Here is a 25,169-nt window from a genome sequence, read left to right as displayed (position 1 = left end):
GATCGCCATCGCTTCTCAGTCGTGATTTTCATCGGCTTTCGGCCCGGTGCTCGCCCTCGGATTTTTCCGGGGTCGCCGTGGCGAGCCGCTTCCCACCACTGCGCCTCTTGCACTACGCTCAAGCGGCAGCGCTGCCGCTTCGCGATGCCATTGGTGGAGCGGCACGACGGGGACCGGAGAACCGGCCCCGCCTCGACGAAGCCCGGGCGCCAGATCCGGGTATTATGTAAGGGTGGAAACGATGGGCGAGTTCTCTCGCGGCGGGCCGACCCGCCGCCGCATCCTGGCATCCGGCGCCGCCGCGGCGGGCCTCGGGCTGTTCGGCGCGCGCCCGGCCTTCGCGGCCGTCGACTGGAAGCGCCACGCCGGCACCACCCTCGAGGTCAACCTGATCAAGGGGCCGCGCGGCGACCTGCTCCAGCGCCACGCCGCCGAGTTCACGGCGCTGACCGGGATCAAGGTCAACTCGGAGGTCATCCCCGAGCAGCAGCAGCGCCAGAAGATCGTCATCGAGCTGACCTCGGGCCGGCCGAGCTTCGACGTGGTGCACCTGAGCTACCACGTGCAGAAGCGCCAGTTCGACAAGGCCGGCTGGCTCGCCGACCTGTCGGACTACCTCAAGGACCCGAACCTGACCGATCCGGCCCTGCGCGAGGCCGATTTCAGCGCGGCGGGCCTGCAATACGCCAAGACGCCGAAGGGCGAGATGCGCTCGCTGCCGATGTCGGTCGACTACTTCATCCTGTACTGGAACAAGGAGCTGTTCCAGAAGAAGAACGTCGCGTATCCCGAGACCTTCGACGACATGATGCGGGCGGCCGAGACGCTGACCGACCCGAAGGCCGGCACCTACGGCTTCGTCGGCCGGGGCTTGCGCAACGCCAATATGGCGCTATGGGGCGCGTTCTTCCTCGCCTATGGCGGCCGCTTCCTCGACGACAAGGGCAACCTGCTGATCGACGGCCCGGAGGCGGTCGAGGCGACGAAGCTCTACCAGCGCCTGCTCACCAAGACCGCACCCCCCGGCGTCGTCGGCTTCAACTGGATGGAGTCGATGGCGGCCTTCACGCAGGGGCGGGCGGCGATGTGGCTCGACGGCGTCGGCTGGGCGCCGCCGCTCGAAGATCCCAACGCTTCGCGCGTCGTCGGCAAGGTCGGCTACGCGGTGGTGCCGAAGGGCCCCAAGGACCACGCCTCGGCCACCTACGGCGACGGCATCGGCGTGACGGCGGCGAGCGCCAAGAAGGAGGCCGGCTACCTCTACTGCCAGTGGGCGGTCTCGAAGATCATGGGCGGCCGCCTGCTCCAGGCCGGCGGCGGCGTGCCGTTCCGCGATTCGATCCTCAGCGACGCCGAGGTGCAGCAGGGCGTGAAGATGCCGCGCGAGTGGCTCGACTCGGTGATCGGCTCGTCGAAGATCAGCAAGCTCGGCTTGCCCGTCGTGGTGCCGGTGGCGGAGTTCCGCGACATCGTCGGGTCGGCCGTGACCGCCACCCTGTCGGGGGCCGACCCGGCGGCCGAGTTGAAGAAGGCGGCCGAGCAGTACCGCCCGATCCTCGAGCGCAGCGAGAAGGCCTGATGGCCCGGGCCGGCCTCGCGCCGTCGACCGTCGAGCTGGCGCCCGATGAGGCGCCGGCGGCCCGCTGGCGCCCGCCGGGCTACTGGCCCTTCGTGGTGCCGGCGCTCGTCGTCGTCGTCGGGGTGATCGTCTTTCCCTGGGCCTTCACCCTGTGGATGAGCCTGCACGAGTGGAAGGTCGGGGCCGACCCGGCCTTCGTCGGCCTGTCGAACTACGCGCGGCTGCCCACCGATCCGCGCTTCCTCGACGCGGTGTGGCAGACGCTGGTCTACACCGCGCTCTCGGTGGTGCTGCCGCTCATCCTCGGCACGCTCGCGGCCTGCGTGTTCCACGCCAGGTTCCCGCTGCGCGGCTTCCTGCGCGGCGTGTTCATCCTGCCGATGATGGCGACCCCGGTCGCCATCGCGCTCGTCTGGACCATGATGTTCCACCCCCAGCTCGGGGTGCTGAACTACCTGCTGTCCCTCGTCGGCATCCCGCCCCAGCTCTGGGTGTTCCACCCGGCGACCGTGATCCCGTCGCTGGTGCTGGTCGAGACCTGGCAGTGGACCCCGCTCGTGATGCTGATCGTGCTCGGCGGCCTCGCGGCCCTGCCGACCGAGCCCTACGAGAGCGCGCAGATCGACGGCGCCTCGCTCTGGCAGGTGTTTCGCCACATCACCCTGCCGCTGGTGGCGCCGTTCCTGTTCGTCGCCGCGATGATCCGGATGATCGACGCGGTGAAGAGCTTCGACATCATCTTCGCGATCACCCAGGGGGGACCGGGGACGGCGTCCGAGACGATCAACATCTACCTCTACAGCGTCGCCTTCGCCTATTACGACGTCGGCTACGGCTCGGCGATCGCCGTGGTGTTCTTCCTCCTCATCATTGCGCTCGCCGCCGCCCTGCTGGTGGTCCGCAAGCGTACGCAGGGGGCCGTCGCGTGAACGTCCGCTGGCTCCTCAAGCAGGCCGCCCTGCTCTTCGCCGTCCTGGTGATCGTCTCGCCGGTGATCCTGTTCTTCGTCTGGATGCTGTCGCTCTCGGTCAAGTACGAGATCGACAACGCCGCCTATCCGCCGATCCTGATCCCCGAGCGCTTCGCCTGGAAGAACTACCTCGACGTGCTCGAATCGAACCGGTTCTCGACCTACTTCCTCAACAGCCTGCTGGTCACCGGCACCGCCACGGGTCTCGCGCTCCTCGTCGGGGTGCCGGCGGGCTACGGTATCGCCCGGATGAAGGCCGCCAAGGCGGCCGTCGTGATCCTGGTCGCGCGGATCACGCCCGGCCTGTCCTACCTGATCCCGCTCTTCCTGCTGTTCCAGTGGCTCGGGTTGCTCGGCACCTTGTGGCCGCAGATCATCATCCACCTCGTCGTCACGGTGCCGATCGTGATCTGGATCATGATCGGCTACTTCGAGACCACGCCGCTGGAGCTGGAGGAGGCCGCCGTCATCGACGGCGCGAGCCGCTGGCAGGTGTTTCGCTACGTCGCGCTGCCGATCGCCAAGCCCGGCATCGCGGTGGCGATGATCCTGGCGGTGATTTTTTCCTGGAACAACTTCGTCTTCGGCATCGTGCTCGCCGGGCGCGAGACCCGCACCCTGCCGGTGGCGGTCTACAACATGATCTCGTTCGACCAGCTGAGCTGGGGGCCGCTCGCGGCCGCGGCGCTGATCGTGACGCTGCCGGTCCTGGTGCTCACGGTGTTCGCCCAGCGCCAGATCGTCGCCGGGCTGACGGCCGGCGCGGTGAAGGGAGGATAGCGCGTTCCCCGAGACGTTTTGCGGCCGCAGGCGCCGTGCCGGAGCGCGGCGCCTGCGGTCCGTCACGTCACGACCGACGGCTCGGTCCGCCCGGTGTGCTGCACGATCCCCGCGATCGCCTCGGCCGCCGCCACGACGGGGGCCAGCATCTCGGCGGTCGGCGCGTCCAGCCGGTCCTTCGAGAAGCGCTCGAGGTAGACCCGCAGGGTCGCCCCGACGGTGCCGGTGCCCGACAGGCGAAAGACCACCCGGGCATCCTCGCGGAACAGGATCCGCACGCCCTGGCGCGCGGTTACCGAGCCGTCGACCGGGTCGGTATAGGCGAAGTCGTCCGCCGCCTCGACGGTGAGGTCTCCGATGCGCTGCCCCGGCAGCCCGGCGAGCTTCTCGCGAAGCGCGCTCATCAGCCCCTCGGCGGCGGCGCTCTCCACCTCCTCGTAGTCGTGGCGGGCGTAGTAGTCGCGGCCGAAGGCTCCCCAGTGGTCGCGCACCACCTGGTCGGCGGGCTTGCCCGTCGCGGCGAGCAGGTTGAGCCAGAGCAGCACCGCCCACAGCCCGTCCTTCTCGCGCACGTGGTTCGAGCCGGTGCCGGCGCTCTCCTCGCCGCACAGGGTGATCCGTCCGGCATCGAGCAGGTTGCCGAAGAACTTCCAGCCGGTCGGGGTCTCGAAGGCGGGAACGCCCAGGCGCGCCGCGACCCGGTCGGCGGCGCGGCTCGTCGGCATCGAGCGGGCGACGCCCGCCAGCCCGTCCTTGTAACCCGGCGCGAGATGGGCGTGGGCGGCGAGGATCGCCAGGCTGTCGCTCGGGGTGACGAAGAGGTGGGGGGCGACGATCATGTTGCGGTCGCCGTCGCCGTCGGAGGCGGCGCCGAAATCGGGCGCGTCGGGGCCGGTCATCAGCGCCATCAGGTCGTGGGCGTGGACCGGGTTCGGGTCCGGGTGGTGGCCGCCGAAATCGGGCAGGGGCTCGGCGTTGACCACCGTGCCGGCTGGGGCGCCGAGGCGCCGCTCCAGGATCTCCTTGGCGTAGGGGCCGGTCACGGCGCTCATCGCGTCGAACCGCATCCGGAAGCCGGAGGCGAACAGGGCCTTGATGGCGGAGAAGTCGATCAGCGTCTCCATCAAGGCGGCGTAATCCGCCACCGGATCGATCACCGTGACGGTGGCGTCACCCAAGTGTACGTCGCCGAGCGCGTCGAGGTCGATGTCGGGGGCCTCGACGATGCGGTACTCGGTGATCGCCTTGGTGCGGGCGAAGATCGCCTCGGTCACCGGCTCGGGCGCAGGACCGCCGTTGCGGGCGTTGAACTTGATGCCGAAATCACCCTCGGGGCCGCCGGGATTGTGGCTCGCCGAGAGCACCACGCCGCCGATCGCGCCGTACTTGCGGATCACGCAGGAGGCGGCCGGCGTCGAGAGCAGGCCGCCTCGACCGACGAGGATGCGCGAGAAGCCGTTCGCCGCCGCGATCTTCAGGGTCGTCTGCACCACCTCGCGGTTGAGGAAGCGCCCGTCGCCGCCGACCACCAGGGTCGTGCCCGCCCGGTCGGGCAGGCAGTCGACGATCGCCTGGACGAAGTTCTCGACGTAGCCGGGCTGGCGGAAGACCGGGACCTTCTTGCGCAGGCCCGAGGTGCCGGGCTTCTGGTCGGGAAAGGGCTGCGTGGGGACGGCCTTGACGGTCATGGAGTCTCGTCTCGGTGGAGGCGGTAGGGCCGTCCGTTGCCGGCCGGCCCCTCAGCTTCGGCTTATGCCGCCTCGCGCCGCCGCGTGCCAGCCCGCGCGGACCGATTCACGCCGCCTCCTCCGCGCCGCGCGGCCGGCCGGTGGTGAGGTGGCGGAAGGCGTCGATCGGGGCCGGGCGGCCGAACAGGTAGCCTTGCGCCTCGTGGCAGGCCTCGGCGCCCAGGAACGCCAGCTCGGCTGAGGTCTCGACGCCCTCGGCGAGCACCGGCAGCCCGAGGCCGCGGCCGAGGCCCAGGACCGTGCGCACGATCGTGGCGGCCTGCTCGCTCGTATCGACCGAGCGGGTGAAGGAGGAATCGATCTTGATCTTGTCGAACGGGAAGGCGCGCAGGTTCGACAGCGACGAGTAGCCGGTGCCGAAATCGTCCATCGCGATCCGCACACCCATCGCCTTGACCCGCCGCAAGGTCGCGAGCGCCCGCGGCAGGTCGCGGATCAGCGCGGTCTCGGTGATCTCGAGTTCGAGGCGGGCGGGGCTGAGGCCGGTGGTGAACAGCACCTCGTGCACCAGCTCCGCGAAGCCGGGGGCGTGGAGCTGCACCGCCGAGACGTTCACGGCGATGCGCAGGGGCTTCTCCCACGATGCAGCCTCGCGGCAGGTCTCGCGCAGGACCCACTCGCCGATCCCGAGGATGCTGCCGGTCTCCTCGGAGATCGGGATGAACAGGTCGGGCGGGACGATGCCGCGCTCGGGATGATGCCAACGCAGCAGCGCCTCGAATCCGACCGCCTCGCCGGTATCGATGCGGGTCTGGGGCTGGTACACGACCCGGAACTCAGCCCGCTCGACGGCGTGGCGCAGGTCGTGCTCGATCTGGCGCCGCTCGCGGACCTGCACCCCCATCCGCGCCTCGTAGAAGCGCAGGCGGCCGCGGCCCTCCTGCTTGGCGCGGTAGAGGGCGGTGTCGGCCTGGATCATCAGGGTCTCGGCGTCGACGCCGTCATGGGGAAACAGCGCGATGCCGAGGCTCGCCGCCGCGATCACCCCGGCGGGCCCGGTCTCGGCCTGGCGGAGCGCGCCCAGGATCGCCTCGCCGAGCGCCTCGGCGCCGGCCGCGTCGAGGTTCGGCGCCAGCACGGCGAACTCGTCGCCGCCGAGCCGCGCCAGCATCTGGCCGCGCCCGAGCACGGCGGTGATCGCCGCGCAGACCGCGCGCAGCAGGCCGTCGCCGGCGGCGTGGCCGAACAGGTCGTTGACCTCCTTGAACCGATCGAGATCGGCGCAGAGCACAGCGAGGGGCCGGCCGGCGGCCTGGGCCAGCGCGAGCTCCTGCGCCAGCCGGGCGTTGAAGCTGGTGCGGTTCGGCGCGCCCGTCAGGGCGTCGTGATGGGCGAGATAGGCGATCCGCGCCTCGGCGCGCTTGCGCGCCCGCAGGTCGCGCACCGCCAGCGCGGCGTGCGGACGACCGGCGAAGTCGATGACGCGGCGGATCACCTCGACCGGCACCAGGCCGCCGTCGTGGCGGCGCAGCTGCGCCTCTGGCGCCTCCACGGCCTCGCTCGCGGCCGGCTCGGCGAGGATGCCCGACAGAGCCGCCCCGCTCAGACCCTCGGGGGTGAGGCCGACGAGGTCGGCGAAGCTGTCGTTGACGGTGACGATCCGGTCGCCGTCGCAGACCACCAGCCCCTCGGCGGCGGCGTTGGCGAGCCCCCGCATCCGGTCGCCCTCGAGCACCGAGCGGCGCTCGTCGCGCAGGTGCAGCCACAGCCCGGCGAAGGCGAGAAGCAGGATCGTGACGCTGGCGAGCGCCACCGCCACCGCGAGGATCGCCGCCGGCACCGCCGTGCCCGACACCGCCACCGACGGATCCGGCACGATCGCCGCGGCGCTCATCGCGGTGAAGTGCAGGCCGCAGATGCCCGCCACCATCAGGCCGGCCCCGGCGAGCTTCACCCCGACGGATCCGGCCCGCAGGGTGGTGGCGAGCGCCAGGCTGCCGAGGCCCGCGCCCGCCGCGAGCGAGACGACGACGAGGCCGGGATCCCAGACGATGCGGCCGGCGACCTCGAAGGCCGCCATGCCGGTGAAGTGCATGGCGCCGACGCCGAGGCCGATCTGCGCGCCGCCGAGCCAGGCCGCCCCGGGCAGGCCGGGCCGCAGGGCGATCCAGAATCCCGCCGCCGCCATGCCGATGCCGATCAGCAGGGACAGCCCGGTGAGCCCGAGGTCGTAGGCCGAGGGAATGCCGGGGGAGAAGGCCAGCATGGCGATGAAATGCGTCGCCCAGATTCCGGTCCCGCCCGCCAGGGCGGCGGTGGCGAGCCACAGGCGGCGCTCCCGGCCGGCATTGATGCGGGCATGATCGAGCAGTGCCAGGCTGGTCGCCGCAGCGAGGTTGCACACAACTGCTGCGAGCATAACCAGCTTGAGATCGTGATTGTCAGTTATGCAATTGTAGAGGGCGGTCACGACTTGCTTCTCTCGGCCTGGCGCTTTGTGGCGTATCAGGTGCACCGCTGCGAGTGAACATCCATGTCGTTGCTTGGCTTTTACAAACGATTCTACTGCGCGTAGTGAATGTCGCCCTAACGACGGCCGGCGCCGTGGGGCGGCCCGCACCGGAGGCCACCCCCTTGGCGGACGACCCCCGGACCCGATATCCGCCGCCGGAGAGAACCGACGCGAGAATGGATCGAAGCACGATGCAGGACGAGGACACGGGCGCCCCGGCGCGGCCGGCTCTGGACGAGGACACGATCGCCTTCGCGGGCCGGGTGTTCCAATATGCCCGCCTCGGCCACCACGCGGAGCTTCGCGAGTTGCTGGGCATGGGCCTGCCGCCCAACTTGCGCAACGACAAGGGCGACACGCTGCTGATGCTCGCGGCCTATCACGGCCACGTCGAGACGGTGGCAGCGCTGATGGCGCACGGGGCCGATCCGGAGATCGCCAACGACCGCGGCCAGACCCCGCTCGCCGCGGCGGCGTTCAAGGGCGCGATGCCGGCGGTGCTGGCCCTCCTCGACGGCGGGGCCGCGATCGACGGCGCCGGGCCGGACGGGCGCACCGCCCTGATGACGGCGGCGATGTTCAACCGCGTTGAGATGGTCGAGGCGCTGCTCGCCCGCGGCGCGGACCCGGCCCGCAAGGACGCGAGCGGCCACACCGCCGAGAGTGCCGCCCGCGCGATGAGTGCTCCCGACACCCCGGAGGTGCTGGCCCGGTCGGTCGCCGAGGGAAGCTAGACCGCCGGCGGCACCGGCTTCACCATCAGCCCGCGCCGCGCCTCGATCGTCTGCCAGGCCATCAGCGCCGGCAGGCCCAGCACCACGTCCGGCACCCGCTTGACCAGCGAGAGCGCGAGCGCGGTGTGGGGGTCGATGCCGAACAGGCTGCCGAGGAGCACGAAGCCGCCCTCCTGCACGCCGAGCCCGCTCGGGACCGGGAAGGCGGCGGACTTGATCGCCTGGCTCAAGGATTCGAGCACCACCGCCTCGGCGAGGGTCACGCCCTGGATGCCGATGCATTGCAGGGCGATCCAGATCTCCAGGGCGCCGAGGAACCAGGCGGCGAGGTGGAGCAGGAAGCCTTGGCCGAGGGGCAGCCAGCGCCGGCGGTCCCAGACCGCGTCGAGGGCAGCCTGCACGCCGCCGCCGGCCGGCGCCGTCCCGCCCTCCGTGGCGAAGCGGCGGGCGAGCATCGCCACCCGTCGCTCGATGAAGGCGGCGCCGCCGTAGCGCTGCACGGCGAAGAACGCGGCGAGGACGACGCCGCTCAAAGCGAGCCCCTTGGCGCACCAGGCGGCCAGCGTCGCGGCCTGCTCGCCCTCGAGTTGCGAGAGGAGCACGACGCCGGTCAGCGCGAACAGCGCCTGGGTGACGACCTGGAAGAACATGTCGACCAGGATGCCGGCGGCGCTCGCGGCCCCCGTGACGCCCCAGAAGGTGAGGAGCCGCGCGCCCAAGACCTCGCCGCCGACCGAGGCGACGGGCAGGAGGACGTTGACCCCCTCGCGCACGAAGCGCAGCAGCACGAACGGCCCGGCCGTGACCGCGGCGAGACCCGTGAGGGTCCGGGCCCAGGCGAGCCCGCAAAGCCCGACGATCGCGACGCGCACCCCCACCACCGCGAGGATGCCGAGGATGCCGACGCGCCCGAAGGCGTCGGCCACCGCGCCGACGTCGTTGGCGGCGACGAGCCAGAGCGCCAGCACCACGCCGATGGCGGCGCCGATCAACGGCACCCGCCGCAGCAGGCGGCGACCGAGGCCCGGGGACGTCGTGGCCCGCGCCGCCGTCACGGCGCCTTGCCCGGCAGCAGGGCGTCCAGCATCGCCGCGGGTTCGAGGGCCGGATCGAGCACCAGGAGTTTCCCTACGCCGAGGGAGCCGGCGGTGGCGAGCGTCAGGCTGCGCTTCGGGCACAGGCCGAGGCAGCCGGTCTCGACCACCCGCACCTTGCGGCCGCGGTGATCCGCCTTGAGGGCGCGCTTCAGCCCGCCCCGGACCGCCTTGGCGCCCACCCCCTGCCGCTTGGCGCACTTGGCGCACACCATCACGATCTCGGCGAAGGGGGCGGTCGCCGCTTTGGCGGGTCCGCGTTTCGTCACCTCGGCCTTGCTCACCGCGTCCCGATCTCCCGTCCTACATGCGAAGCGGGCCCGCCGCCGCGTCGCCGGGGTTAACCTCGGGGCGGCGCGGGCGCAACGCGGCATGACGCGGCGTCCGGCCGCCCGCAGTTCCGGATCGGCGCCTCGGCGGCGGCATGCTGTAACCTAATCCCTTCAGACTAAGCATCAAGAATATTTGAAAAGCAATCTTTTCAGGAACTAACATGTTCGGGCATCGAAATTCATGACAATAGAAGCAAGTCACCGTTGCGGTGCTGCCTGTCCGCCCGAAGATTCGCGCGTCGATGCAGAAGTGGGGGAACGATGAAGACGATTCTGGTGAGCCTGGCCGCCTGCGGCGCATTTCTCGTCATGAGCGCGGCGGCTTCGGCCGGACCATGCGACGCCGATCTCGTGGCGATGCGCTCGGACCGGCCGAACGTCTCGCAGGCAGGCCACAGCGGCTACGGCGCCTGCGCGGCCAGGCACAACCTGCAGGTTGATGCCGGTCCCGCCGCGGCCAAGCATCGGTGCGACGCCGAGCTGGCGATGATGCGCTCCGACCGGCCGAACGTTTCGCAGGCAGGCCACAGCGGCTACGGCGCCTGCGCCACCCGGAACGACGTCCGCGCCGAGGCCGGCCCGGCGCCCCAGAAGCACCGTTGCGACGCGCACCTGACGGCGATGCGCTCGGACCGGCCGAACGTCTCGCAGGCCGGCCATAGCGGCTACGCCTCCTGCATGGGCGCACAGGCCTCGGCGCTGTGAGATCGCGGCGCTTTCGAATGCACTCGGAGGCGCTGCCTGAGCCAGACCGGGTCCCAGTATCGACAAATCGAACCGGGGCTTGGTCGTTCCACCCGCCAAAGCGGGATGAGGCAGCGGTCGGGACGTCAAGCTGTGCTCCCGGCCGTGCGGCAGGTCGAGCTCGCGCTCGGCGAACCGGGCAGGTCGACTCGCACCTGATCCGTCAAGCCCCCGCTTCACCGACCCGAACGCACCGCGCCGCGTGCCCCGGCCCCACTGCCACCCGCGCCGGCAACCCCTCCCGGCAGGCCGGGACGACGAGGCCGCAGCGGGGCTCGAACGGGCAGCCCGGGGGCGGGTCGGCGAGGTCGGGGGGCGAGCCGGGGATGGTGGCGAGCCGCACCCCCTTCGGCGAATCCGGGGTGATGCGGGAGGCGAGCAGTCCCCGGGTGTAGGGGTGGGCCGGGGTGCCGACCACCGCGCCGCTCGCGCCCACCTCGACGAGGTGGCCGCCATACATCACCGCCACCCGGTCGGCGACCTGCACCGCCACGCCGACGTCGTGGGTGACGAAGATCACCGCGAGGCCGAGGTCGCGCTGCAACTCGCGCAGGAGGAGCAGGATCTGGATCTGCACCGTGGCGTCGAGCGCGGTCGTCGGCTCGTCGGCGAGCAGCACCTTCGGCCGACAGGCGAGCGCCAGAGCGATCATCGCCCGCTGGCGCATGCCGCCGGACAATTCGTGCGGGTAGGCGTCGAGGCGCCGGGCCGGAGAGGGGATGTGGACGCGCTCGAACAATTCGAGCGCCCGGGCCCGCCCGGCTGAGCGCGAGACGCCCTCGTGGCGCACCACCGCCTCGGCGATCTGGTCGCCGATGCGGTAGACCGGATCGAGGGCGAGGCCCGGATCCTGGAAGATCATCGCGACGGTGCCGCCGCGATAGGCCGAGAGCGCCTTCGGCTTCAGGTTCAGCACGTCGTGACCGTCGACGCGCAAGTGCCCGCCGATGCGGGTGCGCGATTCCGGCAGGAGCCGCATCAAAGCCCGCAGGGTCACGGACTTGCCGGAGCCCGATTCGCCGAGGAGCGCCAGGGCCTCGCCGGCGCGGATGGAGAAATCGACCCCGCCGACGGCCCGGACCGGCTTTCTGCCGCCCAGGAAATCGACCGTGAGGTCGCGGACCTCGATCAGGGCCTCGGAGGAGGCGGTCTCGGGATTGCGCAGGGGTGCGTTCATCGTCTGCCTCACGCTGCCAGCGGGACATCGGGGGCCTTCGGGTGGCCGGAGCCGGCCGACGCCATGTGGCAGGCGGCGAGGTGGGCGGGTGCCACCGGGTCGAGGCCGGGCTCGCGGGTGCGGCAGACCTCGGCGGCGAACTGGCAGCGGGTGTGGAAGCGGCAGCCCGGGGGCGGGTTGATCGGGTTGGGCGGATCGCCGGTCAGCGGCGCTTCCACCAGCCGGGCGTCCGGATCGGTCGAGGGCTGGGAGGCGAGCAGGGCCGCCGTGTAGGGGTGGCGCGGCGCCCCGAGGATCGCGTCGGACGGGCCGATCTCGGCGATCCGGCCGAGATACATCACCATCACCCGGTCGGACATGAAGCGCACGACGTTGAGATCGTGCGAGATGAAGATGTAGGTCAGGCCGAATTCCTGCTTGAGGTCGGTGAGCAGGTTGAGCACCTGCGCCTCCACCGACTTGTCGAGGGCCGAGACCGCCTCGTCGAGGATGAGGAGCCGCGGCTCCAGCGCCAGGGCGCGGGCGATGTTGACCCGCTGGCGCTGGCCGCCCGAGACCTCGTGCGGGTAGCGCCCGCCGAAGCGCCGCGGCTCCAGGCCGACCCGGCGCAGGAGGTCGTGGGCGCGGGCGAGCGCCGCCGCCGCCGACAGCCCGTGCGCCCGTGGGCCGAAGGCCACCGATTCCTCGACCGTGAGCCGCGGGTTGAGCGAGGCGTAGGAATCCTGGAAGACCATCTGCACCTGGCGGCGATAGGCCTTCAGGTCGAGGGCGCGGGAGCCGAGCAATTCGCCGTCGAAGACGATGTCGCCCTTGTCCTGCTTGGCAATCTGCATCAGGAGGCGCGCCGTCGTCGACTTGCCGCAGCCGGATTCGCCGACGACGCCGAGGGTTTCGCCCTTCATGACGGAGAAATCGACGCCGTCGACGGCGCGCACCGCGGGGCCCTTGCCGAACAGGCCGCCCTTGCCGGGAAAGTGCTTCACCAGGCCGTCGACGGTCAGCAGCGGCTGCGCGGGACCGCCGCGGTCGCGGGGATCGAGCTCGGTCACTGGCGCACCTCCATGGCCGAGCGCAGGCCGTCCGAGAGCAGGTTGAAGGAGATCGAGGTCAGGAAGATCATCACGCCGGGAAGCGCGGCCACGACCGGGTTGACGTAGATCGCGGTGCGCAGCGTGTTCAGCATCAATCCCCATTCCGGCTCCGGCGGCTTCACGCCGAGGCCGAGGAAGGACAGGCCCGAGGCGAGGATCATCGAGACCGAGATCAGGCTGGTGGCGTAGACGAAGACGGGACCCAGCACGTTGCCGAGCACCTGCACCCGCACCACCGTGAACGGTTTGGCGCCCGAGACGCGGGCCGCCTCGACGTAGTCGCGGTTGCGGATCTGCACCGTGACGCTCTCGGCGACGCGGGTGATCTGGGGCACGAACACGACGGTGAGCGACACGATCGAGTTCAGGATGCCGGCCCCGAGCGCGCCCGACAGCGCGATGGCGAGCAGCACCGAGGGAAAGGCGAAGAACACGTCGACCACGCGCATGATGAGCGTGTTGACCCAGCCGCCGGCATAGCCCGCCAGGATGCCGAGGCCCGATCCGACGAAGAACGCGATGACGACCGGCAGCACGCCCATGAACAGCGACAGGCGACCGGCGTAGAGGAGCCGTGTGAGCATGTCGCGGCCGAGCTCGTCCGAGCCGAGCCAGTAGGTGGCGTCCCCGACGTGGCGCAAACGCCGGACCATCGAGCCCTTGAACGGGTCCATCGGGGCGATCAGCGGCGCGAAGATCGCCGCGAGCACGATTGCCAGGATGACGAAGCCGGCGGCCATCGCGACCGGATCGCGGGCGAGGCGCCGCAGGACGCTGCCCCAGTAGCCGCGGGAGGCGACGACCGGGATCTCGGGCGCGGCCACCGCCGCGACGGGATCGCCCGTGAGGGACGTCTGGATCGACATCGGGTCAGGCCCTCTCGATGCGGGGGTCGAGGGCGGTCTGCACCACGTCGACCAGGAGGTTGAGGGTGACGAAGAACATCGCCAGGACCAGGATCGTGCCCTGGAGCAGCGGCAGGTCGCGCTGGAAGATCGCGGCGTTGAGCAGGAATCCGGTGCCGGGCCAGGCGAACACGGTCTCGATCAGGATCGAGCCGCCGAGCAGGTAGCCGAGCTGCAACCCCATGATGGCGATGGCGGTGGGCGCGGCGTTCTTCACCACGTGGCGGAAGACGCCGAATTCCGACAGGCCCTTTGCGCGCAGGGCCTGGACGAAATCCTGGTGCAGGATGTCGCCGACGAGCGCCCGGACGGTGCGGGAGATCACCCCCATCGGGATCACCGACATGGTGATGGCCGGGAGCAGGATGTAGCGCAGGTGCTCGAGGTCCGGGAACCAGTTGCCCGAGCCTTGCGGCCCCGCTCCCGTCGGCGGCAGCCAGCCCAGCGTCGCCGAGAACACGATCACCATCACGATGCCGAGCCAGTAATGCGGCACGCTGACCCCGAACACCGCGATGGCCGAGGCCACCCGGTCGAGCCAGGAATCGCGAGCATAGCCGGCGACGAAGCCGAAGAAGGTGCCGAAGGTGAAGCCGATCAGCGTCGCCATGGAGGCGAGGATCAGGCTGTTGCCGACGGCGCGGCCGACCTCCGCCAGGACCGGGCGGCCGGTGGCGATCGAGGTGCCGAGGTCGCCGTGCAGCACCTTCCAGAGCCACAGGCCGTACTGCACCGGCAGCGGCTTGTCGAAGCCGTAGGCCGCGCGCATCTGCGCCTGCATCTCGGCGGTGGCGTCCACCGGCAGGATCGCGCTCAAGGGATCGCCGGGAGCGAGGTGGACGAGGAGGAAGCACACCAGGCTGACGCCGAGGGCGACCGGGGCGGCGTAGCCGATGCGCTTAAGGATGAAGAGGATCATGGGGAGAGGATCCTGGGCGGCGCCGGTTGTCGGGGTCGTGGGTCCGCCCGGCCGTGGCCGGGCGGGATGTCACAAAGTCCGCCCGAGGGATGTGACACCCTCCGTGTCATCCCGGGGCTCGCCGGAGGCGAGAACCCGGGATCCATAACCGCCGACGCGGCCGGATGAGGCGGAGCGCGTTCAGCCCGATCTTGCACCGTCGGCGGCTATGGATCCCGGGTTCCGCTTCGCGGCCCCGGGATGACCCGGAGGGGGTCAGTCCCGTCACGCGAAGCGAGCGGGTTTCAGGTCACTTCGCCATGGTGATCGGCGAGAAATCCTGGAACCAGCTCTGGGCCTGGACGAAGCCCTGCACCTTCTTGCTCATCGCCCGCGGGTTGACGTCGTGGGTGACCATCAGGAACAGGGCGTCATCGACGAACTTCTCGTGGATCTTCTGCAAGACCGCGACCTGGTCCTTCGGCTCGAAGGTGGTGCGGACCTCGTCGAACAGCTTGTCCATCGCCGGATCGCAGTAATAGCCCCAGTTGGTGCCGTTCGGCGGCGCCAGGTTGCATTGGGCGTGGCGGATGAAGGCGGTGAACGGGTCCTGGATCAGGTAGGAGTAGTTCATCGCGGTACCGCCCCGCGCAGAGTCGGACTTCGAGCCGGCACGCCAGATGTTGATGAGCGTGTTCCACTCCACGACCTCGTAGTCGACCTTGATGCCGACTTCCGCCAGGTTCTGCTGCAGGAACTCGTTCATCGGCAGCGGCTGCATCTGGCCCGAGCCGGAGGCCGAGATCAGCACCTTGGTGGTGAGCGGCTTGCTCGGGCCGTAGCCGGCCTCCTTCAGGAGCTTCTTGGCCGCTTCCGGATCGTAGCCGACCTTGAAGGTGGGCTTGCCGAACCAGGGATGGCCGGGGGTGAGGAAGCCCTCGGCCGGGGTGGCGAGGCCGCCGAGGAATTCCTTCAGGCCCTCGCGGTCGATGGCGAGGTTCGCGGCCTTGCGCACGCGGACGTCGTTCCACGGCGAGCCCTCGGCTCGCGACAGGTGCCAGGTCCAGTTGTGCGGGTAGAGGTTGGTGACGAGGGCAAAGCCCGCCGCCTTCAGCGAGGCGACCGCGTCCGGGGCCGGCGCCTCGATCCAGTCGACCTGGCCGGAGCGGAGCGCCGCGACACGGGCATTGGCCTCGGGCAGCGGGACCAGGACCATACGATCGAGCTTCGGCACCCGGCCCTTGTCCCAGTACTCCTTGTTCGGCACCAGCTCCAGGCGCTCGCGCGGCACGAAGCCCGTCACCTTCCACGGGCCGGTGCCGGAGGGGGATTTCGCCACCGCGTCCCAGCTCTTGCCCTGCTTCTCCCAGTTGGCGGGGGACGACATCAGGATCCAGGCGAGCTGGTAGGGGAAGGTGGCGTCCGGGGTCTTGGTGACGATCTCCAGCGTCATCGGATCGACCGCCCGGTACGAGGCGACGGCCGGGATGCGGGTGCGGCCCTGCGCCGACTGGCGCGGGTCGAATTGTGGGCTGTCCGACTTCAGGAGCTTGTCGAGGTTCCACACCACCGCGGCGGCGTCGAAGGCCGAGCCGTCGTGGAAGGTGACGCCGGGCCGGAGCGTGAAGATCCAGCGGGTCTTGTCGGCGGGGTCGACCTTCCAGGAGGTGGCGAGGCCGGGGGTCAGGTCGGAGGCCTTGTCGGCCCGGCTGAGGTCCCAGTTGATGAGCGCGTCGTACACCGTGTAGCCGGTGAAGCGCATGCCCTCGCCGCCGTTGTCCGACTGGCCGGTGGTGAGCGGGATGTCGGAGGCGGTCATGCCGATGCGCAGCACGCCCTGGGCGCTCGCAGGCCCCACCAGCGCGAGGGCGAGGGCGAGACCGGACAGGGTCCGCCCGAGCGGGCGCAAGGGCAGGCGGGTGGGCAGCGGCATCGTGGGCAATCCCCGTCGGTGAGTGACGAGGTGAGGTCTGCAAGAGACTTGCCAATTGGTTCCGGGCGGCGGCGCACGGTTTTCGGGCAGCGCCAATGCCTAAATTCCGGGCTGCCTCATTCGAAGGCGAACGATCCCGACCAAATTCCCGTCACGCCAGGCAAGCCGCGGCCTTCGCGGCGTCGATCTGCCGGTCGGCGACGAGGTGGGCGAGGCCGTGCACCAGGGCCCAGGCCCGCAGCGCCTCGCGCTCGGCACGCTCCGAGGGCTCGCGCTCCGCCACCACGTTCCGCAGCGCGCCGAAGGCGGCGGCGGACGCCTCCATAAGCTTAGGATGGCCCGCAGGCTCGACCACGCCGCCGAACATCAGCCGGAAGGTCGCGCGGTCGCGGTCGGCGAAGAGAAGGTAGGCCCGGCCGAGGGCGACGAGCCGGCCAGCCGGCTCGGCCGCGCCGCCCGCCTCTTCGAGCGCCCGACGCAACGACTGGAATCCGTCCGTCGCCAGGGCGGCGAGCAGCGCCTCGCGGCTGGCGAAGTGGCGGTAGGGCGCGTTGTGCGACACGCCGGCGAGCCGCGCCGCCTCGCGCAGCGTCACCGCCTCGACCCCGCCGGCCCGCAGCAGCTCGCGCGCGGCCGCGATCAGGCTGCGCCGCAGGTCGCCGTGGTGATAGGCGCCGCCATCCTCAGATGTTGACAATGCCCACATGCTCCGTATGTTGCGCCTGTCAACATACGCGCGACGGGCGGGGCCGCAACCTGCGGCGGACGGCGCGTACCCCGCGGGACGCGTCCGCCATGACCTTGCAGCCGCTCCTCCAGGCCTCGCCGGTGATCCAGGTCCACGCCGCCGCGGCCCTTGCCGCCCTGGTGCTCGGGGCCTTGCAGTTCGGCCTGCGGCGCGGCGGCGGGCGGCACCGGCTGATCGGCCGGATCTGGGCAGGGTCGATGGCGGTGGTGGCGCTGAGTTCGTTCGGAATCGCCGGCCTGCGCCAGGTCGGGCCGTTCAGCTGGATCCACCTCCTGTCGGTGCTCACCCTCGCCGGCCTGGTGCGGGCGGTCGTCTACGCACGGCGGGGGAACATCAGGGCCCACCGCTGGGCGATGATCGGGCTCTATCTCGGGGCGCTGGTGCTGACCGGATTGTTCACCCTGCTGCCCGGTCGGATCATGGGGCACGTGGTGTTCGGGTGAGGGCGGGGATGCGCCCCCGCCTCAGCGCCGGCCCGCGCCGAGCCGGTCGCGGTCCATCGCCACCGGCGGGCGGTTGGCCGGCGGCATCAGCAGCCGGTCGCGGCTCAAGCCCTTGTGGACGTGGACCATCAGGGCGATGCCGAAGAGCGGCGTGACGAGGTTGAGGACCGGCACCAGCATCAGCCCGGCGAGCAGGGCGCCGGCGAGCATCACGGTCGGGGTGTGGAAGCGCCGCATGGCGCCGGCTTCCTGCAACGGCCGGAACCGGGCGGCGGCGAGCTCGAAATACTCGCGCCCCAGCAGGTAGGTGTTGGCAAGGAAGAACGCCGCGACGTTGATGCCCGGCACGAGCAGCAGCGCCAGGGCGGCGAGGTTGACGGCGAGCGCGAGGCCCGCGAACCGCACGGTGTAGAGCATCGCCTGGGTGAACGGCATCGCCCGGCCCGGCACCTCGTCCGGGAAGTCGGTGCGCTCGACGATCGCGGCGGCGTCGTCCAGGAAGTAGCCCGCCACCAGGATCGAGACCGGCGGCAGGATGTAGGCGAGGCCGACGAACAGCCCGGCCCCGGCGAGGAACGACGCCACGGCGTTGACCATCGCGTAGTCGGTCGAGATCGGGTGGGCGGCGATGAGCGCCGCGATGCCCTTGCTGAGGACGAACCAGATCAGGGCGAGAAGCCCGACCGTGAGGCCGAGCGACTTCCACAGGATCGCGCGCAGCGGGCGGGAGAAAACCTGCCGCAGGGCCGCGAAGGCGGCGTTGATGAGCATCGGGACCTCGGAGGTGGACGCGCCGCCGCTCACTTGATGCCGAACCGCCTCGCCGTCCAGAGGCGAACCGCGCCGCACCTCGCGGGTTGAGGCTGCACCAAACGTCGCGTGCGCGTCATCAAGGAGGTTCGACCGATGGACATCGCGGTTGATAAGGTCAGTGAGTTCATCCTGCGGGCCCGGGCCCTCGACGTGAAGGAGGGATTGAGCGATCCCGATTCCGGCTCGAACCCGATCGACGACGGCGCCCGCGACGTGCTGGTCGACGGCACCGACGACGCGACCGAGGAGGAACTGCGCGAGATGATCGCCGGCCTCAACGACGACGAGCGGGCCGAACTGGTGGCGATCCTGTTCGTCGGCCGCGGCGACATGGAGCCGGAGGAGTTTCCCGACGCCGTCCGCCTCGCCCGCGAGCGCGAGGCTGCCGGCACCCGCACCGCCGATTACCTGCTGGGAATCCCCAATGTCGGCGACCTGCTCGACGAGGGGCTGGCGGCCCTGGGGCTGAATTCCGAGGTGTAGGGGACCGCGACGCCCTCCGGTTCGACCATCGTCGAGCCGGCCGGAGAGGCCTGCGACGAGTGATTCCCACCGGAATTGGCCGGGTCCGGTCCCGCGGGACCGGACTAGCGCGAAGACAGCAGCCCGGATGATGCCGGCCTTCCGGCGGCGCAACCCGGCCGGGGCCGGTAAGACGCCGCGAGCCGCACACCGCGTCGGCCGGCCCCGATACAAGTCATCGCGACACTCCAGTCCGATTTCGCCGTGCCTTTCGCAAGTCGATCTTGCGAATCGCCCTTGGGGCATGCCAAGAAGATCGACAGAGGATCTGGCGACGCCGGTCCGTCCTTCATCACAGCTGTCGACGACACCGCCACGCCCGGTCCGACGGGTCGTGCGCGGATGGGAGCAGCCGTTCCCTGGAGCAGGCGCGGCGTCGACCGCCGTCGCGCAGGGTGCACGCGCTCGCGAGGATTCGAGGAAGACGACATGACGACAGTGCCGTGGCGGATCGCAGGCGCCTGGGGACCGGCGCGCCTCCGGATCGGGCTGTACCTGGCGCTTCTCGCCGTCGCGGCGGTCCTGCGATCCGCGCCGGCATCGGCGCAGGAGATCATGCCCTACGAGTTCACGCCGCTGCCGGCCGGGACGAACCTGGCGCTCGGCTACTACGCTTACGGCCACAACACCGATTTCAGCATCGCGCGGGGGCCGACCTTCCGCGATTCGGGGCTCGAGACCCATATCGGCGTCGCCCGCCTGGTCCACTACGCCGAGGTCGCGGGGTTGCTGGGCGGGGTGCAGGTGCTCCAGCCCTTCGGCAGCCTGCAGGACGCGCGCATCGGCGGCCAGCGGCTGGAGGGTGCCTTCGGGACGCAGAACATCACGCTCTCGGCGTTCGTCTGGCCCTACATCAACCCGGCGTCGAAGATCGCCGTGATCGCCGTCGGCTTCCTCAATCCGCCGACCGGAAGCTACGATCCGCGCGCACCCTTCAGCCTGGGCGACAACCGGGTGCGCGGCGCGGCGCAGTTCGGCCTGCAGCAGGGCGTCGGCGAGCAGTTCAGCGTCGACCTCTCCTACGACGCCCAGTTCTACGGCGACAACGACCGGGCCTTTCCGGGCAATCTCCTGCTGACCCAGACAACGACGCACCGGTTCCAGGCCTGGGCGAACTGGCGCTGGAGCCCGGCCTTCACCACGTCGGTCGGCTATACCGGCACCTGGGGCGGCGAGCAGAGGCTCGGCGGCGTCCTGACTGGCGCGCGCACCGAGATCCAACGCGTCCGCGTCCATGCCGGCTACGCCATCGACCCGACGCTCCAGGTCGCCCTGGAACTCAACCACGACCTGCGCGCCGTCGGCGGTTTCAAGCAGGACCTCGGCGCGATCTTCCGCGTCGTGAAGGCGTTCTGAACGCCCGGACGATCTCGGGTCACGAGAAGCAAGACCTGCATTGGCAGGCCAACGCATCGTACGCCCACGTTATTTTTTTGGCAGATACCTCTACGGAACCGGCAACCACTTTCGCGAACTCCGCTCAATAGTTGATCGTCGCCCGCAGCCCCATCACGGTCGCGTTCTTGAGGCGGCGTCCCCGGTCGTCGGCGAGCCCGCCGCCCGGGCGCATGACGACTTGCAGGTCCGGCTGGAGGGTGAATCCCGGCAGCACCTCGGCCTGGTAGGTCGCCTCGATCACCACCTCGCTGCTGCGGATCGGGCCGGCGCTCTGGCCGAACCGGATGCTGTCGCGGTCGAAGGCGCGGGCGGCGGGGCTGATGCGCGAGTAGATCACCCCGAGCGCCGTGGTGTCGTTGGGCCGGCCGGGCAGAAGGCCTTTGTAGGCGATGCCGCCGTCGACGTAGAGATCGATCAGGTTGCGGTCGCCCGGCACCTTCGACAGCCGCAGGAAGGCGCTGGCGCCCTCGTCCTCGGTGTCGGGCTCACGGTAGAGCGTCTGGTCGATGATGCCGTAGACGCCGCGGTCGCCGCGGTAGCGCCGGGCGATGCCGCTCGCCTCCGGGTCGGCCAGCAGCCGGCCGGAGACGCTGTCGAGGCGCGGGCTGTCGAAGCCGCCGAAATGCTGCCAGCCGCCTAGCGTCGCGGTGCCGTGTAGGTTCTCGCCCCAGAGGTCGAGCGTGTACGCGTAGGCGACCTCGCCGATCAGCAGGGCCGGGTCGTTGACCCGGAAGCTGGTGCCGGTGCGGTTGATCCGCTGCGGATCGGTGTCGTCGCCCCGCCTCGATCCCGCCGGGTCGCCGTTGAAGATCGCGCCCTGGAACGACAGGTGCGGGTCGGGCACGTATTTCACCCGTACCGCCGGGGTGGCGAGCGGGTAGATCGGCCCGCCGCTCGGCAGCACGACGGCACCGATATTGGGCCAGCCGAAGCCGGCATTGAAGAACACCACAGCCGACTGGGCGATGGCGAACTCGGTATCGGCCGAGACCTGGCCCACCTTGATCGAGAGCGTGTCGTCAAGCAGGCTCTGCTCCAGCCACAGCTCGAACAGCCGCGTCGCCGGCAGGGCCTCGATGCCGCTCACCGTCGTCAGGTTGTCGACGTAGGAGCGCGACATCCCGTGGCCGTGGATCTGGAAGAAGTCGGTGTGGAACTTCGCGCCGGTCCAGCCGGCGAGCCGGTCGAGATCGACGTCGAGGGAGGTGTCGAGGCGCCCGCCATAGGTGGCGCCGCGCTTGAGCCCGCCGCGCAGGTTGGCCAGCGCCTCGCCGATATACGTGATCGTATAGGTGATCCCGCGCTCGGCGAGAGCCGCGCGCAGGCCGGACGGGTCGCCGTAGGGGCCGAGCGACGACTGGATCGAGCCGCCGATCGTCACCGAGACCTGGTCGGAGGTGCGGGCCTGGGCGATGGCGGTCTGCGGGTCGCCGCCGGCGCCGGTGAGCGGCCAGGCCGGCGGGACCACGGTGAGCCGCGGGGTCTGCTGCGCGGCGGCCCCGGCGGAGACCAGGACGAGGGCCGGGACGAAGGCGGCGAGCGGCACCGCGCGCAGGACCCCGCCCATGCCCGGGTCAGTACCGCGCCGGCACGTACATCTCGGCCGGGATCGGGCCGCGGACGTAGTCGGGGTTGCGCACCCGCGCGGGCAGGTGGACGGGCGGCCGCTCGACCGTGCCGTAGGGCACCTGCGCCAGGAGGTGGCTGATGCAGTTGAGGCGGGCGCGCTGCTTGTCGACCGCGTCGACCACCCACCACGGCGCCTCGTCGATGTGGGTGCGGGCCAGCATGTCTTCCTTCGCCCGGGTGTAGCTCTCCCAGCGCCGGCGCGACTCGACGTCCATCGGGCTGAGCTTCCACTGCTTGAGCGGATCGCGGATGCGCATCTCGAAGCGGTAGGCCTGCTCGGCGTCGGTGATCGAGAACCAGTACTTCACCAGGATGATGCCCGACCGGACCAGCATGCGCTCGAACTCCGGCACCGAGCGGAAGAACTCCTCCACCTCGGCCTCCGAGCAGAAGCCCATGACGCGCTCGACGCCGGCGCGGTTGTACCAGGAGCGATCGAACAGCACCATCTCGCCGCCGGTCGGCAGGTGACTGACGTAGCGCTGGAAGTACCATTGGCCGCGCTCGCGCTCGCTCGGGGCGGGGAGGGCGGCGACGCGGCAGACCCGCGGGTTGAGGCGCTGGGTGATGCGCTTGATGACCCCGCCCTTTCCGGCAGAATCGCGGCCCTCGAACAGGACCACGACCTTCAGCTTCTCGGTCTGGACCCAGTCCTGGAGCCGCACCAGCTCGTGCTGGAGGCGCAGGAGCTCGCGGAAGTACAGCCGGCGGTCGAGCCCCGGCGCCGCGCCCTCCGGCGGCGGCATCAGGCCGGCGAGGCGCTCCTCCTCGATCTCGAGTTCCAGCTCCTCGTCGTAGGCCTCCGCGATCTCGCGCCGCAAGGCCTCGATCGTGGCCGCCGGCTGCGGCACCTCGAACTCGCTCATGGCCGATCCCTTCCTCACACCGATCTCGCGATCCCGCCTTACAGCAGCGGTCCGTGACACTGATGAGAAGAGCCGGCGACCGCGCGACGCGAGCCGGAGGTCGGAACGGCGGCGCCGGAGGCGCCGCCGCGGGGTCGGGCGAACCTTTCGGTCGCGTCAGCGTCGGGTCGTCGACCCTGCGGCGCCGGACTTGGTGTCGTTCATCTGCGAGGCGGTCCCGCGCGAGGTGGTCCCGGTCGTGTCGGACTTCATCTCGTGGCCCGGGGCGTAGCCGGAGGCGCCGGGGCTTCCCTTGACGCTGCCGCGGTCCTGCATCTCGTGCCCGGGGGAGCGTGCCGAGGCGCCGGTCTGCTCGGCCGCCAGCGCGCCGCCTGCGACGGTCGTGGCGGCCAGCAGGGCGATCGTGATCCGCTTCATCGCTGTCTCCTGTTCGAGAGACCGCAGAAACGAGCTCTCCCGTGAAGTGGTTCCGCGCCCGATGATGCTCCCGTGGGAGCGAAGCGTAAAAGAAAAGCTTTCGTCATCGCGCTGGAAGGTACGGAACGGTTTTTGGGACTGGGCCGTTGCTGATCCCGATCGAAACGATTGGAGATGTGCCGATGCGCAGGACCATCCTTCCCCTTGCCTTCACTGCCATGGTCGCGGCGACCGGGCTGTTCGGCGGCACGAGCGCGGCGCGGGCAGACCCGCCCTGGGCCCGCGGCGGCTACGGCGAGGTCCGCGGCGGCCCGCCGGCCTGGGCTCCGGCGCATGGCTGGCGCCGCAACGCGGAGCGCCGGATGGACCGCTGGGGCGACGACCGGCCCTACCGCGCCATGCGCTACCGCGAAGAGCGCCGGTCGTACTACCGCTACTGACGATGGCCGCGCGGGTCTCGGGTCAGGGCCGACATTTGCCGGCCGGGGCTTTGACGCTCCGCGCGACATCGTTCGCCGCCGGCCCGGGCTGCGGCACCACCGCGTCGCCACTTGGGGCCGGAACCGGCAGGCAGGCCTCCGGCCGGCCGCCGCAGCAGGCCTGCGTCAGGTAATCGGTCAGGCTGCCGAGGCTGAGCGGGCACGCCGAGTAGATCATCGACGCGCCTTGGCGGCGCGAGGCGACGAGGCCGGCCTCCTGCAACTGCCGGAGGTGAAAGGTCAGGGTCGAGGGGGCGCAGCCGGCCGCCGCGGCGAGGCGCCCGGCCGGGATCCCGTCCGGATAGGCGTGCAGCAGGGTCCGCATCGCGCGCAGCCGGGTCTCCTGCGCCAGGGCGGTGAGGGCCGCGAGGGCGCCGGCTTCATCGAGCATTGGCCGAGCTTCTATTGCCATCGAAATTCGAACCGTTAAAAAGAGGGCAACTCACGGGACCAGGGGCCTTCTCCCGACGATGAAGATCGATCCGACCGCGCTCTCGCCCGCGCCAGCGCCGCCCAAAGACCCGCTTCCCGCCGACGTCATCCAGGATCACCTCAGAAAACCTCTGCAACAATACTTCAGCCCGGTGACCGAAACCGAGCTGCCGTCGCGCCTCGCCGAGCTGCTGGCACGGTTCGAGGCCGTCCTCGCGGCGCGCGGCGAGGCGATCAGCTTCGATTTCCGCAACGCCCTGATGACGGCGCTGCCGGCGCTACGCACCTTCGGTCTCTCGTTGTCGCACGACGTGGTACGGGCCGACGACCTGGTTCAGGAAACCTGCGCCCGGGCCTGGGCCAATCAGCATCGGTTCCAGCCCGGCACGAACTTCACCGCCTGGTTGTTCACGATCATGCGCAATCAGTTCTACACGGATCTGCGGAAGGGCCGCCGGGAAGTCGAGGATGGCGACGGGATCCTCGCCGGTCAACTGTCCGCCCCGGCCGACCAGGACCATGCCAGCACGCTGCGGGTGGTCCGGGAGCGGATGGAGGCACTGCCCGAGGCCCAGCGCCAGGCGCTGCTGCTGATCGGCGCCGAGGGCTACACCTACGAGGAGGCGGCAGAGCGTCTCGGCTGCCAAGTCGGCACGGTGAAGAGCCGAGTGAGCCGGGCCCGCTCGTCGCTGCTGGCGGCGCTCGGCGAGGTGGTGGATCACTGATCCGCCATCACCGGCCGGGTGCTCGAACGGATGAAGGGATGAGAGTGGTGGGGGAAGTAGGACTCGAACCTACGAAGGCATAGCCAGCGGATTTACAGTCCGCCCCCTTTGCCGCTCGGGACATTCCCCCACGCTGCCGTCGCCGGCAGGGGCCACCGCGTCGGCGGCGGGTCCTTATGCTGGGGCGTCACGCACCTGTCAAGGTGATTGAAACCCCGAGATCAGACGTCATCGATGTTCGAAAACATCCACGACATCGA

At 70.5% G+C, this 25,169-nt stretch carries 25 protein-coding genes and 1 tRNA gene; 10 read left to right on the top strand and 16 right to left on the bottom strand.

The window, feature by feature from the left end; genetic code table 11:
* Positions 1 to 241 precede the first annotated feature (241 nt).
* Genes ACS5PV_RS06595 through ACS5PV_RS06585 form a run of 3 tightly spaced genes read left to right on the top strand, consistent with a single transcriptional unit; the run spans position 242 to position 3,329 of the window.
* Positions 242 to 1,579 (top strand): ABC transporter substrate-binding protein, encoded by a 1,338-nt coding sequence (locus ACS5PV_RS06595; RefSeq protein ID WP_455394547.1) that lies wholly within the window; start codon positions 242 to 244, stop codon positions 1,577 to 1,579.
* Complete coding sequence (locus ACS5PV_RS06590) at positions 1,579 to 2,508, top strand: carbohydrate ABC transporter permease (protein ID WP_455394546.1); 930 nt, start codon at positions 1,579 to 1,581, stop codon at positions 2,506 to 2,508. The genes ACS5PV_RS06595 and ACS5PV_RS06590 overlap by 1 nt, the downstream gene beginning before the upstream one ends.
* Positions 2,505 to 3,329 carry a carbohydrate ABC transporter permease gene (locus tag ACS5PV_RS06585; protein ID WP_455394545.1) on the top strand — a complete coding sequence of 275 codons (825 nt, stop codon included), beginning with the start codon at positions 2,505 to 2,507 and terminating at the stop codon, positions 3,327 to 3,329. The genes ACS5PV_RS06590 and ACS5PV_RS06585 overlap by 4 nt, the downstream gene beginning before the upstream one ends.
* A gap of 62 nt (positions 3,330 to 3,391) precedes the next feature.
* Here ACS5PV_RS06585 and ACS5PV_RS06580 read toward each other — a convergent pair whose 3' ends face one another.
* Positions 3,392 to 5,017, bottom strand: a complete 1,626-nt coding sequence (locus ACS5PV_RS06580) for an alpha-D-glucose phosphate-specific phosphoglucomutase (RefSeq protein ID WP_455394544.1) — start codon at positions 5,015 to 5,017, stop codon at positions 3,392 to 3,394.
* A gap of 106 nt (positions 5,018 to 5,123) precedes the next feature.
* On the bottom strand, positions 5,124 to 7,436 hold the full coding sequence (locus ACS5PV_RS06575) for an EAL domain-containing protein (RefSeq protein ID WP_455394543.1): 2,313 nt from the start codon (positions 7,434 to 7,436) through the stop codon (positions 5,124 to 5,126).
* A gap of 269 nt (positions 7,437 to 7,705) precedes the next feature.
* Between ACS5PV_RS06575 and ACS5PV_RS06570 the strand changes: the two genes are divergently transcribed.
* Positions 7,706 to 8,263 (top strand): ankyrin repeat domain-containing protein, encoded by a 558-nt coding sequence (locus ACS5PV_RS06570; RefSeq protein WP_455394542.1) that lies wholly within the window; start codon positions 7,706 to 7,708, stop codon positions 8,261 to 8,263.
* Here the strand turns inward: ACS5PV_RS06570 and ACS5PV_RS06565 are convergent.
* Positions 8,260 to 9,318: a lysylphosphatidylglycerol synthase domain-containing protein gene (locus tag ACS5PV_RS06565; RefSeq protein WP_455394541.1), complete on the bottom strand. Its 1,059-nt coding sequence runs from the start codon at positions 9,316 to 9,318 to the stop codon at positions 8,260 to 8,262. The two genes, ACS5PV_RS06570 and ACS5PV_RS06565, sit on opposite strands and share 4 nt — an antisense overlap.
* Positions 9,315 to 9,641, bottom strand: a complete 327-nt coding sequence (locus ACS5PV_RS06560; RefSeq protein ID WP_455394540.1) for a (2Fe-2S) ferredoxin domain-containing protein — start codon at positions 9,639 to 9,641, stop codon at positions 9,315 to 9,317. The genes ACS5PV_RS06565 and ACS5PV_RS06560 overlap by 4 nt, the downstream gene beginning before the upstream one ends.
* Positions 9,642 to 9,950: 309 nt before the next feature.
* On the opposite strand from ACS5PV_RS06560, the gene ACS5PV_RS06555 reads away from it, so the two are divergent.
* Positions 9,951 to 10,394, top strand: coding sequence for a hypothetical protein (locus tag ACS5PV_RS06555; protein WP_455394539.1), 444 nt, complete (start codon positions 9,951 to 9,953; stop codon positions 10,392 to 10,394).
* A 202-nt stretch (positions 10,395 to 10,596) separates the two neighbouring features.
* Here ACS5PV_RS06555 and ACS5PV_RS06550 read toward each other — a convergent pair whose 3' ends face one another.
* From ACS5PV_RS06550 to ACS5PV_RS06525, 6 genes are all read right to left on the bottom strand, one after another.
* A complete protein-coding gene (locus ACS5PV_RS06550) occupies positions 10,597 to 11,610 on the bottom strand; it encodes an ABC transporter ATP-binding protein (protein ID WP_455394538.1) in 1,014 nt (337 codons plus the stop codon).
* Positions 11,611 to 11,618: 8 nt separating this feature from the next.
* On the bottom strand, positions 11,619 to 12,659 hold the full coding sequence (locus tag ACS5PV_RS06545) for an ABC transporter ATP-binding protein (protein ID WP_455394537.1): 1,041 nt from the start codon (positions 12,657 to 12,659) through the stop codon (positions 11,619 to 11,621).
* Positions 12,656 to 13,567: an ABC transporter permease gene (locus tag ACS5PV_RS06540; protein ID WP_455394536.1), complete on the bottom strand. Its 912-nt coding sequence runs from the start codon at positions 13,565 to 13,567 to the stop codon at positions 12,656 to 12,658. Before ACS5PV_RS06540 ends, ACS5PV_RS06545 begins: the two co-directional genes overlap by 4 nt.
* A 4-nt stretch (positions 13,568 to 13,571) precedes the next feature.
* Entirely contained in the window at positions 13,572 to 14,525 is a 954-nt protein-coding gene (locus tag ACS5PV_RS06535; RefSeq protein WP_455394535.1) for an ABC transporter permease, read from the bottom strand.
* Positions 14,526 to 14,814: 289 nt separating this feature from the next.
* Complete coding sequence (locus ACS5PV_RS06530) at positions 14,815 to 16,437, bottom strand: ABC transporter substrate-binding protein (RefSeq protein WP_455394534.1); 1,623 nt, start codon at positions 16,435 to 16,437, stop codon at positions 14,815 to 14,817.
* A gap of 151 nt (positions 16,438 to 16,588) precedes the next feature.
* Complete coding sequence (locus ACS5PV_RS06525; RefSeq protein ID WP_455394533.1) at positions 16,589 to 17,134, bottom strand: TetR/AcrR family transcriptional regulator; 546 nt, start codon at positions 17,132 to 17,134, stop codon at positions 16,589 to 16,591.
* A 98-nt stretch (positions 17,135 to 17,232) separates the two neighbouring features.
* Between ACS5PV_RS06525 and ACS5PV_RS06520 the strand changes: the two genes are divergently transcribed.
* A complete protein-coding gene (locus ACS5PV_RS06520; protein WP_455394532.1) occupies positions 17,233 to 17,628 on the top strand; it encodes a DUF2306 domain-containing protein in 396 nt (131 codons plus the stop codon).
* A gap of 21 nt (positions 17,629 to 17,649) precedes the next feature.
* Here the strand turns inward: ACS5PV_RS06520 and ACS5PV_RS06515 are convergent, their stop codons facing one another.
* Entirely contained in the window at positions 17,650 to 18,399 is a 750-nt protein-coding gene (locus tag ACS5PV_RS06515) for a sulfate transporter family protein (protein WP_455394531.1), read from the bottom strand.
* A 135-nt stretch (positions 18,400 to 18,534) separates the two neighbouring features.
* On the opposite strand from ACS5PV_RS06515, the gene ACS5PV_RS06510 reads away from it, so the two are divergent.
* Both ACS5PV_RS06510 and ACS5PV_RS06505 read left to right on the top strand, forming a co-directional pair.
* Positions 18,535 to 18,924 carry a DUF3775 domain-containing protein gene (locus tag ACS5PV_RS06510; protein WP_093570281.1) on the top strand — a complete coding sequence of 130 codons (390 nt, stop codon included), beginning with the start codon at positions 18,535 to 18,537 and terminating at the stop codon, positions 18,922 to 18,924.
* Positions 18,925 to 19,392: 468 nt separating this feature from the next.
* Entirely contained in the window at positions 19,393 to 20,319 is a 927-nt protein-coding gene (locus tag ACS5PV_RS06505) for a transporter (RefSeq protein ID WP_455394530.1), read from the top strand.
* A 124-nt stretch (positions 20,320 to 20,443) separates the two neighbouring features.
* On the opposite strand, the gene ACS5PV_RS06500 is transcribed toward ACS5PV_RS06505, so the two are convergent.
* The 3 genes from ACS5PV_RS06500 to ACS5PV_RS06490 form a co-directional block, all read right to left on the bottom strand.
* The gene (locus ACS5PV_RS06500; protein ID WP_455394529.1) at positions 20,444 to 21,928 is read right to left on the bottom strand and encodes a carbohydrate porin; all 1,485 of its coding nucleotides are present in this window, start codon (positions 21,926 to 21,928) and stop codon (positions 20,444 to 20,446) included.
* Positions 21,929 to 21,935: 7 nt separating this feature from the next.
* A complete protein-coding gene (gene ppk2, locus ACS5PV_RS06495) occupies positions 21,936 to 22,856 on the bottom strand; it encodes a polyphosphate kinase 2 (protein WP_455394528.1) in 921 nt (306 codons plus the stop codon).
* Positions 22,857 to 23,012: 156 nt separating this feature from the next.
* The gene (locus tag ACS5PV_RS06490; protein ID WP_455394527.1) at positions 23,013 to 23,273 is read right to left on the bottom strand and encodes a hypothetical protein; all 261 of its coding nucleotides are present in this window, start codon (positions 23,271 to 23,273) and stop codon (positions 23,013 to 23,015) included.
* A gap of 182 nt (positions 23,274 to 23,455) precedes the next feature.
* Here ACS5PV_RS06490 and ACS5PV_RS06485 point away from each other — a divergent pair, with 182 nt between their 5' ends.
* Positions 23,456 to 23,713: a hypothetical protein gene (locus tag ACS5PV_RS06485; RefSeq protein ID WP_455394526.1), complete on the top strand. Its 258-nt coding sequence runs from the start codon at positions 23,456 to 23,458 to the stop codon at positions 23,711 to 23,713.
* A 22-nt stretch (positions 23,714 to 23,735) separates the two neighbouring features.
* Here ACS5PV_RS06485 and ACS5PV_RS06480 read toward each other — a convergent pair whose 3' ends face one another.
* Positions 23,736 to 24,143: an ArsR/SmtB family transcription factor gene (locus ACS5PV_RS06480; RefSeq protein WP_455394525.1), complete on the bottom strand. Its 408-nt coding sequence runs from the start codon at positions 24,141 to 24,143 to the stop codon at positions 23,736 to 23,738.
* A gap of 79 nt (positions 24,144 to 24,222) precedes the next feature.
* Here ACS5PV_RS06480 and ACS5PV_RS06475 point away from each other — a divergent pair, with 79 nt between their 5' ends.
* On the top strand, positions 24,223 to 24,909 hold the full coding sequence (locus ACS5PV_RS06475) for a sigma-70 family RNA polymerase sigma factor (RefSeq protein WP_455394524.1): 687 nt from the start codon (positions 24,223 to 24,225) through the stop codon (positions 24,907 to 24,909).
* Positions 24,910 to 24,954: 45 nt separating this feature from the next.
* Here ACS5PV_RS06475 and ACS5PV_RS06470 read toward each other — a convergent pair.
* Positions 24,955 to 25,039, bottom strand: a tRNA-Tyr gene (locus ACS5PV_RS06470).
* Positions 25,040 to 25,169 lie beyond the last annotated feature (130 nt).

Source organism: Methylobacterium sp. Gmos1, assembly GCF_053764715.1.
The sequence above is the reverse complement of the archived record's forward strand: the minus strand, read 5'-3'. Positions and strand labels throughout refer to the sequence as shown.